Annotated in this window: 18 protein-coding genes and 1 pseudogene; 18 read left to right on the forward strand and 1 reads right to left on the reverse strand. The window is 45.3% G+C overall.

Annotated features, from left to right (window positions below; genetic code table 11):
• The first annotated feature begins 4 nt into the window (after positions 1–4).
• The 8 genes from AB3351_RS03995 to AB3351_RS04030 all read left to right on the forward strand — a co-directional run bounded on the left by AB3351_RS03995 (position 5) and on the right by AB3351_RS04030 (position 6,407).
• Entirely contained in the window at positions 5–262 is a 258-nt protein-coding gene (locus tag AB3351_RS03995; protein WP_371145836.1) for a hypothetical protein, read from the forward strand.
• A 149-nt stretch (positions 263–411) separates the two neighbouring features.
• Entirely contained in the window at positions 412–912 is a 501-nt protein-coding gene (locus tag AB3351_RS04000; protein ID WP_371145837.1) for a cytochrome b5 domain-containing protein, read from the forward strand.
• Positions 909–1,799, forward strand: a complete 891-nt coding sequence (locus tag AB3351_RS04005) for a hydrogenase small subunit (protein WP_371145838.1) — start codon at positions 909–911, stop codon at positions 1,797–1,799. The genes AB3351_RS04000 and AB3351_RS04005 overlap by 4 nt, the downstream gene beginning before the upstream one ends.
• 3 nt (positions 1,800–1,802) lie before the next feature.
• Entirely contained in the window at positions 1,803–3,212 is a 1,410-nt protein-coding gene (locus AB3351_RS04010) for a nickel-dependent hydrogenase large subunit (RefSeq protein ID WP_371145839.1), read from the forward strand.
• A complete protein-coding gene (locus tag AB3351_RS04015; protein ID WP_371145840.1) occupies positions 3,209–3,679 on the forward strand; it encodes a hydrogenase maturation protease in 471 nt (156 codons plus the stop codon). Before AB3351_RS04010 ends, AB3351_RS04015 begins: the two co-directional genes overlap by 4 nt.
• Before the next feature lie 84 nt (positions 3,680–3,763).
• Entirely contained in the window at positions 3,764–4,354 is a 591-nt protein-coding gene (locus AB3351_RS04020) for a TetR/AcrR family transcriptional regulator (RefSeq protein ID WP_371145841.1), read from the forward strand.
• A gap of 73 nt (positions 4,355–4,427) precedes the next feature.
• Complete coding sequence (locus tag AB3351_RS04025; protein ID WP_371145842.1) at positions 4,428–5,813, forward strand: MFS transporter; 1,386 nt, start codon at positions 4,428–4,430, stop codon at positions 5,811–5,813.
• A gap of 30 nt (positions 5,814–5,843) precedes the next feature.
• On the forward strand, positions 5,844–6,407 hold the full coding sequence (locus AB3351_RS04030) for an NADPH-dependent FMN reductase (protein WP_371145843.1): 564 nt from the start codon (positions 5,844–5,846) through the stop codon (positions 6,405–6,407).
• 66 nt (positions 6,408–6,473) lie between these two features.
• On the opposite strand, the gene AB3351_RS04035 is transcribed toward AB3351_RS04030, so the two are convergent.
• A complete protein-coding gene (locus AB3351_RS04035; RefSeq protein WP_371145844.1) occupies positions 6,474–7,289 on the reverse strand; it encodes an alpha/beta fold hydrolase in 816 nt (271 codons plus the stop codon).
• A 106-nt stretch (positions 7,290–7,395) separates the two neighbouring features.
• Here AB3351_RS04035 and AB3351_RS04040 point away from each other — a divergent pair, with 106 nt between their 5' ends.
• The 10 genes and pseudogenes from AB3351_RS04040 (at position 7,396) to AB3351_RS04085 (ending at position 16,145) form a co-directional block, all read left to right on the forward strand.
• The gene (locus tag AB3351_RS04040) at positions 7,396–8,334 is read left to right on the forward strand and encodes a helix-turn-helix transcriptional regulator (RefSeq protein ID WP_371145845.1); all 939 of its coding nucleotides are present in this window, start codon (positions 7,396–7,398) and stop codon (positions 8,332–8,334) included.
• A gap of 29 nt (positions 8,335–8,363) precedes the next feature.
• On the forward strand, positions 8,364–8,567 hold the full coding sequence (locus tag AB3351_RS04045; RefSeq protein WP_371145846.1) for a hypothetical protein: 204 nt from the start codon (positions 8,364–8,366) through the stop codon (positions 8,565–8,567).
• Positions 8,564–8,962 (forward strand): HIT family protein, encoded by a 399-nt coding sequence (locus AB3351_RS04050; protein ID WP_371145847.1) that lies wholly within the window; start codon positions 8,564–8,566, stop codon positions 8,960–8,962. The genes AB3351_RS04045 and AB3351_RS04050 overlap by 4 nt, the downstream gene beginning before the upstream one ends.
• On the forward strand, positions 8,955–9,278 hold the full coding sequence (locus tag AB3351_RS04055; protein ID WP_371145848.1) for a phosphoribosyl-ATP pyrophosphohydrolase: 324 nt from the start codon (positions 8,955–8,957) through the stop codon (positions 9,276–9,278). Before AB3351_RS04050 ends, AB3351_RS04055 begins: the two co-directional genes overlap by 8 nt.
• On the forward strand, positions 9,275–11,713 hold the full coding sequence (locus AB3351_RS04060; protein ID WP_371145849.1) for a DEAD/DEAH box helicase family protein: 2,439 nt from the start codon (positions 9,275–9,277) through the stop codon (positions 11,711–11,713). The genes AB3351_RS04055 and AB3351_RS04060 overlap by 4 nt, the downstream gene beginning before the upstream one ends.
• A 30-nt stretch (positions 11,714–11,743) precedes the next feature.
• A pseudogene (locus AB3351_RS04065) lies at positions 11,744–11,917 on the forward strand (M23 family metallopeptidase); the annotation flags it as partial.
• A 354-nt stretch (positions 11,918–12,271) separates the two neighbouring features.
• Complete coding sequence (gene nikB, locus AB3351_RS04070) at positions 12,272–13,222, forward strand: nickel ABC transporter permease (protein WP_371145850.1); 951 nt, start codon at positions 12,272–12,274, stop codon at positions 13,220–13,222.
• A gap of 5 nt (positions 13,223–13,227) precedes the next feature.
• Positions 13,228–14,115: an ABC transporter permease gene (locus AB3351_RS04075; RefSeq protein ID WP_371145851.1), complete on the forward strand. Its 888-nt coding sequence runs from the start codon at positions 13,228–13,230 to the stop codon at positions 14,113–14,115.
• 48 nt (positions 14,116–14,163) lie between these two features.
• On the forward strand, positions 14,164–15,180 hold the full coding sequence (locus AB3351_RS04080; RefSeq protein WP_371145852.1) for an ABC transporter ATP-binding protein: 1,017 nt from the start codon (positions 14,164–14,166) through the stop codon (positions 15,178–15,180).
• Positions 15,177–16,145 carry an ABC transporter ATP-binding protein gene (locus AB3351_RS04085; RefSeq protein ID WP_371145853.1) on the forward strand — a complete coding sequence of 323 codons (969 nt, stop codon included), beginning with the start codon at positions 15,177–15,179 and terminating at the stop codon, positions 16,143–16,145. Before AB3351_RS04080 ends, AB3351_RS04085 begins: the two co-directional genes overlap by 4 nt.
• Positions 16,146–16,156 lie beyond the last annotated feature (11 nt).

The raw sequence follows: 16,156 nt of genomic DNA on the forward strand, positions 1-16,156 counted from the left end.
TTTTATGTGTCAGACAAGGGCGTCCGTATCGGACATTCACATAGCCGTTGCACAGCTGCAGCAATTGGCGGCATATGTAGAGCGTTCGACCGATCAATGGAGACAGCACGCCGAGCACAGGGGCATGAATGAGTGGGACACCGCTTTTGCCATAACGCTGCAAAAAGCGGAAGAACTCCGACAATCATTAGAAGCACTGCAGCATCGGATGCAGAATGAGAGGAAGACCGAGCCTGGGTTTACCATTCATGTATTCAATTGAACTACTCACGACTGAAGTCGCGAGATTCCTGCGCTGAACGCCCCTCATTGAAAATAAGGGGCGTTCTCGGCACTATCGTAAAATACACCTCTTCTTCCCTTAGCGAATAGAATGGCCCATAAAGTTTGTCAGCGAAGGAGAAGCAGAGTATGAACAATAAAGAAATCATTCAAAGGCAGATTCAGGTGGCTTTTGATGAAATTCAGTACCTCATTCGTCTACTGTACTCGACAACGGATTATCATACAAAAAATTTAACACTCAATCAGCTGTGGAACAAAATTTCGCTGCTGCACTTTCTTGTTGCCTTACTGGATCAGCCATCTCCTTCCCTCCCCATCACCCCCACGTTACCGCAGCTGACACAGCAGGTGACAACGACGAATTCATCTACTCCGTCCCCATCCGTCGAGAACGTACCTTCCATAAGCAGGAGTCAGCTGGCAGCATATAACGGCAGAAACGGTCAGCCTGCGTATGTGGCCGTTAACGGCATCGTATATGATGTGACCAATAATAAAGCGTGGTCCGCCGCCTCCCATTTTGGTTTATCTGCGGGGAAGGACCTGACGAAAGAGTTTGCCTCCTGCCATGCAGGGCAGCAGTGGATTTTACGCACATTAAAGCCGGTGGGGAGGCTGGTTGGATGAATCAGGAATACATTTTGCCCCCGGAATCGATCCAAGCAGACGCGGTTGCACAGCGCTTGACCCAACAAGTAAGAGAGCGCATTCGGGAAGGGACGCTGCGAAGGAAAAAGCTCGTATGGCTGGAGCTGACCGGGTGCTCTGGTAACATCATTTCTTTATTGGACGGCTTCGCCCCCGATTTTGAATATGCAATCACAGAGATGGTGGATCTGGTATACAGCAACAGTTTAATGGCTGCCGAAGGGGAAGAGGCCATCAAACAATTAATGACGGAGACAGAAGGAGAATTTATCTTAGCGGTCGAAGGGGCTGTCGCGCTCAAAAATAATGGCCTGTACAACATTATTGGAAGCTGGCAGGGTGAGCCGCTGACAGCGCTAAAGGCAGCGCAGATGCTGGGGGAAAAGGCGGCTCATATCATCGTAGTAGGTGCTTGTGCTGTGGACGGCGGCCCTTCTGCTGCGAAGCCGAACCCCGCCCAATGCGTGGGCGTACCGGATGTTGTGCAAAGACCCATGATTAAGCTGCCAGGCTGTCCCTGTCACCCTGACTGGTTCCTAGGCACGCTTGCTCATGTGGTGATGTATGGGGAGCCGCCGCTCGATGCGATGGACCGGCCGCTTATGTTTTACGGGACAACAATTCATGAACGTTGTCCGCGTCTTCATTTCTTTCAAAAAGGTATATTTGCTAAGACATTGGAAGAATCCACATGTTTATTCAAGCTCGGTTGCCGTGGACCTGTCACAAGGATCGATTGTCCGACAAGGCAGTGGAACGGCCATGTGAATTGGCCGATCGGCGTGAGTACCTGTATTGGCTGTTCCCAGTTCGGGTTTCCGGATCAGATGAGCCCGTTTGTTTCCTATGACATTACAAGGGAGTAGAGGATGAAAAAAAGAATTGTTATTAATCCGTTAACAAGGATCAGCGGATTTTTGGAAATAGATGTCCTCGTCGAGAATCATGTGGTCGTGAGCGCAAAAACGAAAGGGAATTTGTTTCGTGGATTCGAACAGATGATGGTGGGAAGAAATCCGTTCGATGCCATTTACTTAACGCAGAGAATTTGCGGGATTTGCTCGACCGCACACTCTGTGGGTTCCTCTCTGGCTTTGGAGCAGGCGATGCAGGTGACGGTAAGCGAAGAAGGCCGTTATCTGCGCGATATCATTCATGGCTGTGAGTTTTTACAAAATCATCTCAGGCATTTCTATCAATATACGCTTCCTGACTATGCAAAGCTGCCCGAGGTTAGCCGTATCTACCAAACGGAATATATAGACTTTCGTCTGCCCAGACAGATCAATGAGGAGCTCACGGCCCATTATTTTGAAGCTCTGCAGATGAGCCGCCTGGCGCATCAAATGCTAGCCGTTATGGGAGGAAAGGCGCCTCACAATCATGGAGTATTCATTGGCGGCGTGGCAACACCGCCAACGGTTGACCAAATCGTTCAGATGCAGTCCATTCTTAGTGAATTAGCGCGTTTTATCGAAACGAAGGCCATTCCGGATGTGTATGCAATCGCTCGTTACTATGATGATTACTATCATATGGGCAAGGGACCCGGAAATTTGCTCAGCTTCGGGGTCTTTGACCGATACCAGGAGATCGGCACGCTGTATGTAGATCCACTGGTATACCAAAACGGAATCACCCTTCCGTTACAAGCGGAAAACATTACAGAACAAATCGACTATGCCTGGTACCAAGGAAAGAATGAGTATACTCCGTTTGAAGAGATGCCTGAGCCGGATATGGAGAAGCCGCGTGCCTATACTTGGGTCAAGGCTCCGCGTTATCGCGGCGCTCCCTTTGAAGTTGGTCCACTGGCTCGTTTGTGGCTCAGCGGCGAATACCGGCGGGGCATTTCAACTATGGATCGGACCGTTGCTAGAGTGCTGGAGCTGAAAAAAGTAGCTGATGTGCTGCATATACTGCTCAGCCGCATTCATCCCGGCATTTCCATTCAAAAGGAATGGGAGCTGCCGCAGCATGCGATGGGAGCAGGGCTGGTTGATACGACGCGCGGCGCATTAGGACACTGGTTAAAAATAGAGGATCAGCTTCTTTCCTATTATCAAATCATTACGCCGTCCACGTGGGATTTCTCACCGCAGGATGCAAAAGGCATAAACGGAACAGCTGAACAGGCGCTCATAGGAACAACGATTGAAGATGTAAGCCAACCGGTGGAACTGGGAAGAATCCTCCGTTCATTCGATCCCTGCATGTCATGCGCTACCCATGTCTATGCCCCCGGTCAAGATCCTGTCACCATCCAGGTATTTGGATGAAGCCCATACTCGTCCTTGGATTAGGTAATCGGTTAATGATGGATGATGGACTCGGTGTCGAACTGGTGGAAGCGCTGATGCTGAAGTCACCTATGGATTCGCAGATAGAGTACGCTGTTGGGGAAACAGATCTGGATTATTGCCTGGATGTGGTCGAGAACAGAGAATATATCATTGTCATTGATGCTGTGGTGACGGGGAAACAACCCGGAGAAGTTTCGATGCTCCCCTTATCTGAGATGGTACCCAATAAGCCGGGTCTGTCTTTACATCATTTACACTTTATTGATCTTCTGCACCAGGTTGAACACCAAAAGAAAGGCGTATTGATCGGTGTAGAGCCTTTTACCATCGATTTTCATTGGGGCGTAAGTGAATGCATGCATGGCAGACTTCCTCTTCTGATAGAGGAGGTTCGACGTATCATTTCCTATTTACGAAAAGATTTTTTGTGTAAAAAGATGTAAAATAAATCTTGGCATCAAGAAAATAATGGAATATGTTTATGACAGTCATCACTGACATTCATTGTAGAAATAGAGGTTGTTACTATGCATGTACATAAAAAACAGGATACATCCGAAAAAATAATGCTGGCTGCCATCGAGCTAATGGCAAAACGAGGATACAATGGCGTAACGACAGAAGAAATAGCCAAAACAGCCGGCTTTAGTGAAAAAACCCTGTTTCGCCATTTTCAAAGCAAGCAAAAGCTGCTGGAGGCCGCCTTTCACCGCTATCATTATGCGGAGGAGATGAAGACCCTCTTCGATCAGCACATCACATGGGACCTTCATGCTGATTTGCTGATGATTTGTCAGAACTATCATCGAATCATGTACCAAAACCGAAAAATGCTCCAAATCGCGATGAAGGAAGGAGATAACCTTCCCGGCTTTCGTGAAACTACACATAAGCATCCTGAACAGCTAAAAGAATACTTAACCAAATACTTTGATGATATGGGTAAAAAGGGACGAATCATTCCCATCGATTCTGAGAAAATGGCGGTTGCCTTTTTATATATGAATTTTGGCGCAGCGTTAGGCAGGATCAATAAAGATCCGATCTTCACTTCTGTTCATATGGAAGGCTTTATCGAACAAACGGCAGCGCTTTTTACTAGGGCACTGACACCCTAGTGTTCTTTTTATAGTCAATGACAGTTAGCACTGACTTTCTATGATGAGGTTTTATTCTAGGAGGCTGCAGAATATGAAAAAGAAAGGAAGAAGGCAAGCGGGCGAGAAATTGATGGGCGTTCTCATGTTTACGCTTACCATTTCCGCTATGAGTGTACTCGTATTTAACTTTGTTCTTCCCCAAATCAGTGCGGAGTTTCATCTGACAAACGCTCAGGTAAGCTGGATCTCTTCCTCGTATGCTCTGATTTATGGAATCGGTACAGTCATATATGGAAAGCTGGCGGATCGTTTTGCGCTAAAGAATTTGCTGACATTCGGATTAATCGTTTTTGTAGGGGGATCGCTTCTCGGCCTTACCGCCCAAACGTTCCCGGTGATAGTAGCAGGAAGATGTCTGCAGGCAGCAGGGGCCGCTGTCATTCCAGCTGCAGCGATGCTGATTCCGCTGCGCTATTTCCCGCCTGAACGAAGAGGGGAAGCAATGGGAACAATATTTGTCGGGCTTGCTCTTGGCAGTGCGCTTGGGCCTGTCATCTCGGCACTCGTTGTAAGTGTTGGCCATTGGCGCTGGCTGTTCTGCATCCCGCTCTTTATTGTATGTACACTGCCTTTTTATCGTAAATATTTAGGGGATGAAAAGGGAAGCGTTACAAAACTCGACTGGTTAGGGGGTGGTTTGCTTGCCGCTTGCGTTACGCTGCTGCTGCTGGGTATAACCATGGGAACGGCCTGGTTTCTGGGCGGATTGGCTGCTTTAGTCTTGTTTATCCTGCGAATACGTTCGACCCCTGAGCCGTTCGTTCCGCCCAAGCTTTTCACAAACAAACGCTACACACTCAGCCTGGTGATTGCGTTTCTCGTTAGCGGCATTGGTTTTTCATTATATTTTCTGAGTCCCTTGTTATTGGCCGATGTTCATAAGCTGCCAGCCAACTGGATCGGTTTTGCCATGGTCCCTGCCGCTGCTGCTTCTGCCATTCTGGGAAGAAAAGGAGGGAAGCTCGCAGACTCGAGAGGCAACGCATTTCTTTTCTTTGTAGCATCTGGCTTGTTATCGACATGCTTTATTTTGCTTTCCACTTTCAGTGGTTCACATGCTGTATTCATCGCTTTGTTTCTGATCTTTGGTAATGTCGGGCAATCGTTTATGATGATTGTAATGTCCAATTCCGTCTCGATGACACTGCCGAAGGAACAGGCGGGTGTGGGCATGGGAATGCTATCCATGCTGAATTTCATTGCGGGTGGAATGGCTACCGGGGTATATGGCAGAGTCGTAGATATCGGATCCACGACCCATTGGAATCCGGTCAATTTTTATTCAAGTGGTGCGATTTACAGCAATATCTTTCTTGTTCTTGCCGCCTTGCATATAGCGATTCTGCTTTTCTACTATTTTCAGTTTGGCAGCTTGAATAGAAAAGAACAGGTGAATAAAAAAAGCACATCGATGTAAGTCAAAGGAAAAACAAAAGGAGGCATTCCCATGTTGAATATCGCTATTGTGCTTGGGAGTACACGTCAGGGGCGCAACGGGGAAGCGGTTGCCCGGTGGATGTATAATTTTGCTGTAAATCGCAACGATCACGTACGGTATGAACTGGTAGATCTTGCGGCGTATCCTCTTCCGTTCTTTGGAGAGGTGGTCCCTGCTGTTATGCAGCAGAGGGCGGCGGCAAGTGTGAAAGCCTGGTCAGAAAAAATGGCCGCCTTTGACGGATATATTTTTGTCACACCTGAATACAATCACGCAACAACAGGTGTCCTTAAAAACGCACTCGATTACTTGAATGCAGAAGTCAACAACAAGGCCGCCGGTTTTGTAGGATACGGCGGGCTGGGCGGTGCGCGGGCCATAGAAAATCTGCGGCTTATTTTAGGTGAGCTGCAAGTGGCCGATGTCCGTACAGCGGTCACATTTTCTGTCATCACCGACTTTGAAAACATGAAGAGATTCAATCCAGCAGCGCATCATGCAAAAAATGCGAATGAAATGCTCGATCAAGTTCTCTCCTGGAGTCGTGCATTACAAAGCCTGCGCATGGGGTAAGATCGTGATTGTGGAGAAGAGCGGATTGTTTGCCCTTCTCCACTTTTTTGTCCAGGGTGAATGCTTTTACTGCAGCTCATCAAGAAAACTCTTTACGACTAGATAAAAACCATCCGGGTCATCGATATGGACACCGTGACCGCACTTCTCGAATACCGCAAGCCTGGTGTTCAGCCTTCGTGACACCATTTGTTCAGCTTGATTGGCGTCCAATAGGAAGCTTTTCTTACCGTGAATCAGCAAAATCGGACACGAAGAGGACAGCCAGTCTTCCCACCAAACGCCATTTACATTTTGTTGAGAAAATTTCATTCCCTTCACATCAGAACGAAAGCCCCAGCCCCTCTCATCTTCAAACACACTTTCCGCAAAATAATCAATGGCTCTAACCCCTACACGCGCAAGCGACGCTCTTAGTTCCTCTAAGGATGCAGAACGATCGGGGAGGTCTTCTGTAAAGGAGAGGTCAGCGTTAATCTCTACACCGACATCCTCCACAATGACGGCATTGACAAGAGTGGGATAGCGCGCGGCAAACTGATACGCATTTACACCACCCAAGGAATGGCCCAGGATCGTTACAGGCTGTCCGCTAAGCTCCGTATGAATTAAGTTGTACATATCCTCTAGGTAGCTTTCTCTTGTATAGTCCCTTTCCGGAGAGTGATCGCTCCAACCGTGGCCGCGTTGATCCAAACAAATCACGCGCCAATCCGTAAATCTAGCAGCTATTTCAAAAAATGTTCTGGCATCATTCATATGTCCATGCAGCATAAGCAGCAGCTTGTCACTCTCTCCACCAAAATCAAGATAGGAAAGCGTAAGATTGCCTGATGTGAAATCATGTCTCGTTGGTAAGGGACTGCCCTCGGAAGTAAGCATGTCATGTCCTCCTTTTCGTTTCAAATCATATTCAACTGGACTTCGCCTTAACGATAACAGATAATAGTGACAGAAACTGTCATAATCAAAAAAATGGAGTCCTGCCATGTCCAAATCAAAACGACTCATGGAATTATTAATGACCGTCAATCAAAAACGGACGTTTACTGTGAAGGAGCTTTCTCAGGAGTTTGGTGTCTCGCAGCGAACGATCCTGCGGGATTTACAGGAGTTAAGTGAAATAGGGGTCCCCTTATATTCTGAAGTAGGACCGCATGGCGGATATCGTGTGTTGAAGGAACGGATTCTGCCGCCGATTGCGTTCTCAGAGGAAGAAGCCGTCGCGATATTTTTTGCCATCCATGCTCTCCGCCACTATTCATCTCTTCCTTTTGAAGCGGAATCCTCTTCGGTCGTAAGCAAATTTTATCACCATATGCCACCGGACATCCGGAACCGGATTAATCAAATGAGGAATCGTGTTGATTTTGTAACGCCTACCAGGCAGGCCAGTTCACCCTATGTATCCGCCTTGCTTGATGCCGCCATCCAGCAAAACGTTCTGCTCATAGACTATGAATCCCGAAAAAAGCGGTCCCAGCGGGAGATACAGCCCATCGGAATCTATACAAGAAACGGTCTGTGGTACTGTCCGGCCTATTGCTATCAGAACGATGACATTCGTGTGTTCCGCTGTGATCGTATTCATTCGGTCGCTCGGTCGACAACAAAGCCGATGGACCTGCAGCATATTCACCTTGAAAATAGGGAAGTGAAAAGCGGGGAGGAGAGTCTGTCTCTTTTTGTGGAATTGACGAAAGAGGGTGTAGAAGTGTGTGAAGCAGAGCCCTGGTCGGCACCGATGCTTCATACTCGGCCGGATGGAACCGGTTGGCTTGAGGGAACCATTGTAAAAAGTGATCTTTCGTTTTTTGCGAAGTTCTTCATTGGCTTATGTAATGAAGGAACGGTGGAGCAGCCGCCGGAGCTGTTGGGTGGTATAAAAAGGGAGCTGTCTAAGCTAGTGGACAAGTATGGTGGCTGAGCATGTGATGATGGAAAGGAGAGCGGACGATGCAGAAACGATATGCCATCCATTTTGGTGTTGAATATTTTGCCGGATTTGGTGAAGATGGAAGTGTAAAAAAGACGGAGAAACCAAATGATATTCTGTTTTTTGAAGAGGAAGAAGAGCTTACTGTGTATAAAGAAGCGTTAAAGGACAAAGGGATTGACTTTGTTACGGTCGTGTTTGAAGCAAAGGGGGAAGAGATATGACATGTCCATTCTGTCGGATGCCGACTTCACAGATTGTGCTGGAAAATGAGCTGGCAAAAGCATTCTATGATCTCTACCCGGTGCAAAAAGGACACCTCTTGATTGTACCAAAGCGGCATGTCGCCACGTATTTTGAGGCAGCAGAAGAAGAAATCCTGGCTATGCATCGCTTACTGCATGAAGGAAAAGCACTTGTGGATGAGACGTATGCGCCTGATGGCTACAATATTGGTGTGAATGTGGGGCATTATGGAGGGCAGACTGTGATGCACCTGCATCTGCATTTGATTCCGCGCTATCAAGGCGATGTGGCTGATCCGCGCGGCGGAATCAGAAAAGCGATTCCGAACCTTGTGCCGTATCCTGTGGATCAGAAGGAGGAAAATGATGCCTAGCTATCATAAGCTTGTTCGCGATTTGATTCCGGAAATCATTGAGCAGGCCGGGAAAGTCTGCACAACGCGAAAAGTAGAAAAAGAAGAATATGAGGCTGCACTGCAGAACAAACTGCAGGAAGAAGTGAAAGAATACCTGGAAGCAAAGACACAGGAAGAGGCAAAAGAGGAATTGGCGGATGTCTTGGAGGTAATTAGCGCTCTTGCGAATATACATGGAAGCTCATTGCAGGATATTGACACACTTCGCATTCAAAAAGCAAAAGAGCGTGGAGGATTTGCGAAAGGCATCGTATTGATTGAGGTGAAAGAGTGAACGAAATTCGATTGCTTACTTCTCAGGTAATTCAGCAGATTATACAGGAGATGCAGCAGGCTTCTTCTATTTATATTTTAACGTCATTCACTATGAAGTCGGGTATTGAATTGCTGCGTCCGCATCTAATAGAAGCCAAACGTCGCGGTGCGGAAATTAAGCTTCTGACAGGTGACTATTTGTATGTGACACAGCCGGAAGCGCTAGCTATTCTCGCTGATCTGAACGGTAGCGTTGAGGCGCGATTGTGGCAGAGTGGCGGGCTTTCTTTTCATCCAAAAGCGTATTTATTCGGGCAAAATGACGGGAGAGCCGCTGTCATTGTTGGTTCGTCCAATTTATCTCGATCCGCGCTGACCTATGGAGTTGAATGGAATGTACTTGTTCATTCGGAAGCATCGCATTCGGCATATGAAGAAGCGTCTGAAGAATATATGAAGCTATTTTTCCATGAGCATACGATTCCTATTAATCCAGAGACTGCCACTCAGTATGAATCTGCCTACCAGGAGTATCATCGAAAATATCCGAATCTGGCTGGTACATGGACAGAGAAGGAAGCGTTGGATGTCATGTTTACGCCGGAACTGCCGCCAGAACCCGGAAAAGTAATTGAAACAGCGGAAACATACATAACAGGACAGACGTTAGCGCCAAGAGAAGCGCAGGTTAAGGCTCTAGAAGAGCTGTATAATCGGCAGGAAGAGGGCTATCGCAAGGCGATGGTTGTCATGGCAACAGGGCTTGGGAAAACATATCTAGCAGGATTTTTCGCGCAAAGCTTTCAGCGTATTCTTTTCATTGCGCATCGAGAAGAAATTCTGCTGCAGGCCATGAAATCTTGGAAGCGTGTTATGCCCCAGAGAACGCATGGAATGTATAACGGAAAAATAAAAGAAGAAAGTGCAGGGTGTGTCTACGCGTCAATTTATACCTTATCTCGCCAACAGCACTTAGCCAAGTTTCAGCCAAAAGATTTTGATCTTATTGTGGTTGATGAATTTCATCATGCAGCTGCTGCTTCCTATCGGCGTGTGATTGAATATTTTCAGCCTTCGTTTTTATTGGGGATCACAGCGACGCCGGATCGTCTGGACGGCAAAGATGTATTTGCACTATGCGATGGGAATGTTGCTTATCAAATCCATTTTATTGAAGCGATCCAGCGCGGGTGGCTGGCACCGTTCCATTATTATGGCGTATATGATGAGACAGACTACAGCGCTATCCGCTGGTTGGGGAATCGGTATGACGAAGAACAATTATTATCAGCCCAACTTCGAGAAGGTATGGCTGAGAGTATTCTCAAATCGTACATGCAGCACCGACAAACGCGGGCGTTGGGATTTTGTTCGTCCATTGCGCAAGCTACTTTCTTAGCGAAATATTTTGTGCAGCATGGGGTCAAAGCAGCTAGTCTTCATTCACGATCAACGGATATAAGCCGTGCAGAAGCAATTCGCAGAATAGAAGCGGGAGAATTGGAGATTATTTTGACTGTTGATTTATTTAACGAAGGAGTAGATATTCCGTCGCTGGATACGCTTCTATTTGTGCGTCCTACAGAATCATTAGCCATCTTCACCCAGCAGGTAGGACGTGGACTTCGCCTGCATCCGGGTAAGGAAAAGTGTGTAATTATTGATTTCATCGGGAACTATCGAAATGCAGACGTGAAGCTTCAGCTTTTTGATAAGGACCGACATGAGAAAAAGAAGAAAGCGGTAAGTATAATTGCGCCTGCGAACTGTGAGGTGAATGTAGACCTTCGTGTGATTGATCTGTTGAAGGAGTTAGCGCGCAAGCGGCAGCCGAGAAAGGAACGCATGCTGGAAGCGTTCTTACTAGCAAAACAGGAAATGGGTCGTCGTCCCACATATGTGGAAGCGCATCTGCAGAGTGGAGGCGATGGGGCGGTCTATCGGCAGGAGTTTGGCTCCTACCTTGGATTTTTGTATTGGGCTCATGAGCTGACGGACGAAGAAGCTCAACTTTTTTTGAAATATAAAGAATGGTTTGTAGAAGTAGAAAAGACGGTAATGAATAAAAGCTATAAAATGGTATTACTCCTGGCAATGTTGCAGCGTGGCGCACAGGAATGGGAGCGGCCGATTCAGCTAAAAGAAGCCGCCCGCTTTTTCTATGACTACCTTACAGCGGAGCCATACCGCTATCGTATTGAAACGAGAGATGGAAAAGAAGGTTCATCCCAGAAAGTACTAGGGGACTATCATGAAAAGGAAATTATAAAACTGCTGAAGAATCAACCTGTCGCTAAGTGGAGCGGAAGTTCAAAAGGATTTGCTTGTACGGAGGATGATGCGTTTTTTATTCGGCTTGAACTTCTTCCTGCAGAAAGGGAACAAGTATTTGAATGGACAAAAGAGATATGTGAGTTTCGTCTGCACTATTATTTTGAGATGAAATACGTATGAAGAATTGAATGAAGATGGGCTGCCGGAGCAGGTGTCGTTGTACGTTCAGGTTTTCAAGGTGGGTATGGCAATGTGGTAGAGATCGATCATGGAAGTGGAGTCGTGACACGATATGCGCATATGGAGACAAAGGGAGTGCGGATTTTGTTCCAATTAACTTCTTACAGTATCAACTATTCCTATATTTTTAATATTTTAAATTGACAGACTTATAATAGAGAAGATATAATGATGTAAATCTTGTAACAGATTATGTTAAAGTACCACACTAGAATATAGTCTAAGATTTATATGAAAAAATAATATGATTGGTTTTTTTGAAGTGAGAAGACGACCTCTTCTCATGGACTCAATAGAACCGAGCTCAAGCAAGAGTTTGCAGAAATCGAGAAAGATTTCTGCAACTTCTATTGCTCTATGCTCGGTTTTTTTATTGCATTTTCTTGCGTACTACAAGTGACTGAATTTCGAAATTGGTTCGAAGGAGGCTTTTGAAAGCAAGGTTCAGGTATAGCGAAAAGTAAGGAATAAAACTTATATGAAAGGAGAATTTATTTTATGGGGATTTATATAACGAGAAGGTTGCTGTCTGTTATTCCTGTGCTGTTCGTTGTCTCTGTCATTGTCTTTTTGCTGATTCACTTCATACCGGGTGATCCTGCTGCAGTTATGTTAGGAGCAGAATCCAGCCCTCAACAGCTTGCCGAGCTTCAGGAAAAACTCGGATTAAACAAACCGTTGCTAGAGCAGTTTACCAGTTGGTTTCTTCATATGCTATCAGGTGACTTAGGTTATTCTATCGTGTCAGAAAAACAAGTAACAACGCTTATATGGGAGAGGTTACCTGCAACCCTTATGCTAATCTTTTATGCATTGCTTATCTCAGTTGTTATTGCGATTCCATTAGGCATTATTTCTGCTATTCGATATAACACCCGCTGGGACTATATAGCAATGGTTTTTGCATTAATAGGAATCTCAATCCCTAATTTTTGGGCAGGGTTACTACTCATTATGGTATTTTCATTGCAACTGGGGTGGCTGCCTTCAACCGGATATGTAGATATGACTAAAAATGTATGGGAGCATCTGCAGCACCTTTTATTGCCTGCTTTTGCTTTGGGTTTCCTGCAAGCTGGCATTGTAACCCGCATGACACGCTCAAGCATGCTGGAGGTATTGCAGCAGGATTATATTCGTACCATTCGAGCCAAGGGAGGCTCTGAAAAGGTAGTTGTTCTTAAGCATGCACTCAAAAACTCAGCGATCCCTATCATTACAATTTTGGGTATTAACTTCGGTTTACTGCTCGGGGGGACAGTAGTTGTTGAAATAATTTTTAGTATTCCAGGTATCGGGCAATTGCTTGTTCAGTCGGTATTTAATAGAGACTATCCCGTGATACAGGGGGTTATCCTCTGTGTAGCCTTTATCTACGTTTTAATCAATCTTGTTGTTGATTTACTCTATACGTACTTTGATCCAAAAATTGACTACAATAAGGGGTGAGAAAAATGGAAATAGCTCATCAAAAAACTGAAAATAAAGAAAAAAGGAGGTTTGGTGAAAGTATAAGGGCTTTTTGGGTTGTATTTTCGAAACGAAAAGCGGCTATGTATGGATTAATCGTTGTAAGTCTAGTTGTTTTCATTGCCATTCTTGCTCCGTTTCTTACACCTTTTGACCCTGTTCAAGATGTCAATTATGGAAATCGAATCGCCTCCCCAACAATGACTCATTGGTTTGGAACGGATGAATTTGGCCGAGATATTTTCAGCCGGGTGCTTATGGGAGCGAGGGTCTCCATAGTTATTTCAGCGTCTGCAGTAGCCTTTTCTGCACTGCTTGGCATTGTCGTTGGACTTGTAGCAGGGTACTATGGAGGGCTCATTGATAATATATTGATGCGAATAGTAGATGGATTAATGTCCTTTCCTCCTATTTTGTTTGCGATCGCTCTGATGGCTGCATTGGGAAACAATACAAGCAATATTATTCTTGCGCTGGCAATTGTGTATGCTCCCTTGTTTGCAAGGCTCATTCGTGGAACGGTTCTGTCTATAAAGGAGAAGGAGTTTGTCGATGCTATTAAAGTTTTAGGAGGATCACATATTAGAATACTATTCAAGCATATTTTGCCGAATTGCTTATCTCCATTATTGATCCAAATGACGACCTATTTTGCATACGCGATTCTAGCAGAGGCTTCTTTAAGTTTTATTGGATTGGGAGTACCGCAACCAGAACCAAGTTGGGGCAATATCCTCTATGACGGAAGGCAATACATGATAGAAGCCCCCTGGATTACCATTTTTCCCGGCCTAGCAATTGGTATTACTGTCATGGGGCTCAATCTTTTGGGTGATGGATTGCGAGATTATTTAGATCCTAGGATGAAGTAATACTGGAAATATAAATGTTACAGCCTAAGTAAAGAGGTGACGCAAAATATGGATGAAAAAATATTAGATGTAAGGGGATTAACAATTCAATTTGATACGCCGTCCGGTATTGTTGAGGTTGTTAGCGGTATTGATTTTTATGTTGGCAAGGGGGAAACAGTAGGTCTTGTAGGAGAAAGCGGCTGTGGAAAAAGTGTAAGTTCCTTGGGGATTATGGGATTGTTGCCATCCCCGCCAGCCAGGGACACGAAAGGAGAAATCTTCTTTCAAGGGAAGAACTTACTCAAAGAATCTCCAGCTTATCTTCGTTCAATACGCGGCAATGCGATTTCAATGATCTTTCAAGATCCCATGAGTTCTCTCGATCCCGCCTTTACCATTGGCAGTCAAATTAATGAAGCGATTCAATTCCATGAGGAGATTAGTACTGCTGAGACAAAGGAAAGGTCTATTGAATTGTTGCGAATAGTAGGGATCTCTAATCCGGAGCAGAGGTATCATGAATACCCACATCAGTTGTCAGGGGGAATGCGGCAGCGTGTCATGATTGCGATCGCCTTAGCCTGTAATCCGCAGCTGATTATAGCAGATGAACCGACTACTGCCTTAGATGTGACTGTACAAGCCCAAATTCTCGAGTTGTTAAAGAAGCTGTGCGAGAACTTCAACACATCAATCATTATCATTACTCACGATATGGGAGTCGTAGCGGAGACATGTGATAGAGTGCTGGTTATGTATGCAGGACAAATCGTAGAAGAAGCACCTATCGAGGAATTGTTTGATAAAACGGCGCATCCATACACGGAAGGGTTGTTAAAGTCTATACCTAAAGTTACGGGAGATAAGACGAAATTATACTCTATTCCGGGCAGTGTTCCTACCCAGGGGCATCTTATACAAGGCTGCAGGTTCCATCCGAGGTGTTCATACGTCACTCCTCATTGTCTAGAAGAAGATCCGCCATTTATCGAAATTGAAGCAGGACACCGGGTAAAGTGCTGGAATACGAATGAAGTTTTAAATAAGAGTAAAGTAATGAATAGTGGAGGAATGAACAAATGACGACAGCTCCATTATTAGAACTAAATAACGTAAAGAAACATTACCCAATTAAGCGGGGTCTTCTGCAAAAGCAGGTGGGAAGTGTGAAAGCTGTTGATGGGATTGATTTGCAGATAGCCCCCGGAGAAACCTTTGGATTGGTAGGAGAAAGCGGCTGCGGAAAAAGTACATTAGGTCGCATGATTATGCAGTTATTGGAAATGACAGAGGGTGAAATGCGATTTAAACAAAAAAATGTAGCTGCTATGGATACAAAAGAGAAGAAGGCATTTAAAAGAGAAGTTCAAATGATCTTTCAAGACCCGTTTTCTTCATTAAATCCAAGGCAGAAAGTCATTGATATTTTAAAGGAACCGTTTGCTATCCACTTGGAACTTGATGCAAGGGAGAAAGAGCAAAGAGCGATTGGCTTGCTAGAAAGAGTCGGCTTAAATCCGCAACAGGGAAATCGTTACCCTCATCAATTCAGCGGTGGACAGAGGCAGCGTATTGGTATTGCGAGAGCACTCGCATTACATCCAGAGCTAATTGTATGTGATGAACCGGTTTCTGCACTTGATGTTTCCATCCAGTCACAGATTATTAATCTATTAGAAGAACTTCAAGAGGATTATGGGATGTCATATTTATTTATTGCCCACGATCTAGGAGTAGTCAAGCATATTAGCCAGCGCATAGGTGTAATGTATTTAGGCAGTATCGTCGAGCTTGCTACGGCGGATGAGTTATTCAAAAATCCACAGCATCCGTATACCCGTGCTTTATTATCATCCATCCCGGTAGAACATCCAAAAATGAGAAAGGAACGCATCTTTCTAAAAGGGGAGGTTCCTAGCCCCTCCAACCCACCACAGGGATGTAAATTTCATACTCGCTGTCCATATGTAGAAGATGTCTGCAGAAAAGAAATTCCTGTATTCAAAAGTCAAAATGGACATAGTGTAGCCTGCCATCTTATTAAATGAAGGAGGATATA

The organism is Aneurinibacillus sp. REN35 (assembly GCF_041379945.2).
Taxonomy (GTDB): domain Bacteria; phylum Bacillota; class Bacilli; order Aneurinibacillales; family Aneurinibacillaceae; genus Aneurinibacillus.

Bases quoted from the DNA above. Each gene is read 5' to 3' on its own strand.
- AB3351_RS03995 (WP_371145836.1), top strand. From the start codon at position 5: ATGTGTCAGACAAGGGCGTCCGTATCGGACATTCACATAGCCGTTGCA.
- AB3351_RS04000 (WP_371145837.1), top strand. From the start codon at position 412: ATGAACAATAAAGAAATCATTCAAAGGCAGATTCAGGTGGCTTTTGAT.
- AB3351_RS04005 (WP_371145838.1), top strand. From the start codon at position 909: ATGAATCAGGAATACATTTTGCCCCCGGAATCGATCCAAGCAGACGCG.
- AB3351_RS04010 (WP_371145839.1), top strand. From the start codon at position 1,803: ATGAAAAAAAGAATTGTTATTAATCCGTTAACAAGGATCAGCGGATTT.
- AB3351_RS04015 (WP_371145840.1), top strand. From the start codon at position 3,209: ATGAAGCCCATACTCGTCCTTGGATTAGGTAATCGGTTAATGATGGAT.
- AB3351_RS04020 (WP_371145841.1), top strand. From the start codon at position 3,764: ATGCATGTACATAAAAAACAGGATACATCCGAAAAAATAATGCTGGCT.
- AB3351_RS04025 (WP_371145842.1), top strand. From the start codon at position 4,428: ATGAAAAAGAAAGGAAGAAGGCAAGCGGGCGAGAAATTGATGGGCGTT.
- AB3351_RS04030 (WP_371145843.1), top strand. From the start codon at position 5,844: ATGTTGAATATCGCTATTGTGCTTGGGAGTACACGTCAGGGGCGCAAC.
- AB3351_RS04035 (WP_371145844.1), bottom strand. From the start codon at position 7,289: ATGCTTACTTCCGAGGGCAGTCCCTTACCAACGAGACATGATTTCACA.
- AB3351_RS04040 (WP_371145845.1), top strand. From the start codon at position 7,396: ATGTCCAAATCAAAACGACTCATGGAATTATTAATGACCGTCAATCAA.
- AB3351_RS04045 (WP_371145846.1), top strand. From the start codon at position 8,364: ATGCAGAAACGATATGCCATCCATTTTGGTGTTGAATATTTTGCCGGA.
- AB3351_RS04050 (WP_371145847.1), top strand. From the start codon at position 8,564: ATGACATGTCCATTCTGTCGGATGCCGACTTCACAGATTGTGCTGGAA.
- AB3351_RS04055 (WP_371145848.1), top strand. From the start codon at position 8,955: ATGCCTAGCTATCATAAGCTTGTTCGCGATTTGATTCCGGAAATCATT.
- nikB (WP_371145850.1), top strand. From the start codon at position 12,272: ATGGGGATTTATATAACGAGAAGGTTGCTGTCTGTTATTCCTGTGCTG.
- AB3351_RS04075 (WP_371145851.1), top strand. From the start codon at position 13,228: ATGGAAATAGCTCATCAAAAAACTGAAAATAAAGAAAAAAGGAGGTTT.
- AB3351_RS04080 (WP_371145852.1), top strand. From the start codon at position 14,164: ATGGATGAAAAAATATTAGATGTAAGGGGATTAACAATTCAATTTGAT.
- AB3351_RS04085 (WP_371145853.1), top strand. From the start codon at position 15,177: ATGACGACAGCTCCATTATTAGAACTAAATAACGTAAAGAAACATTAC.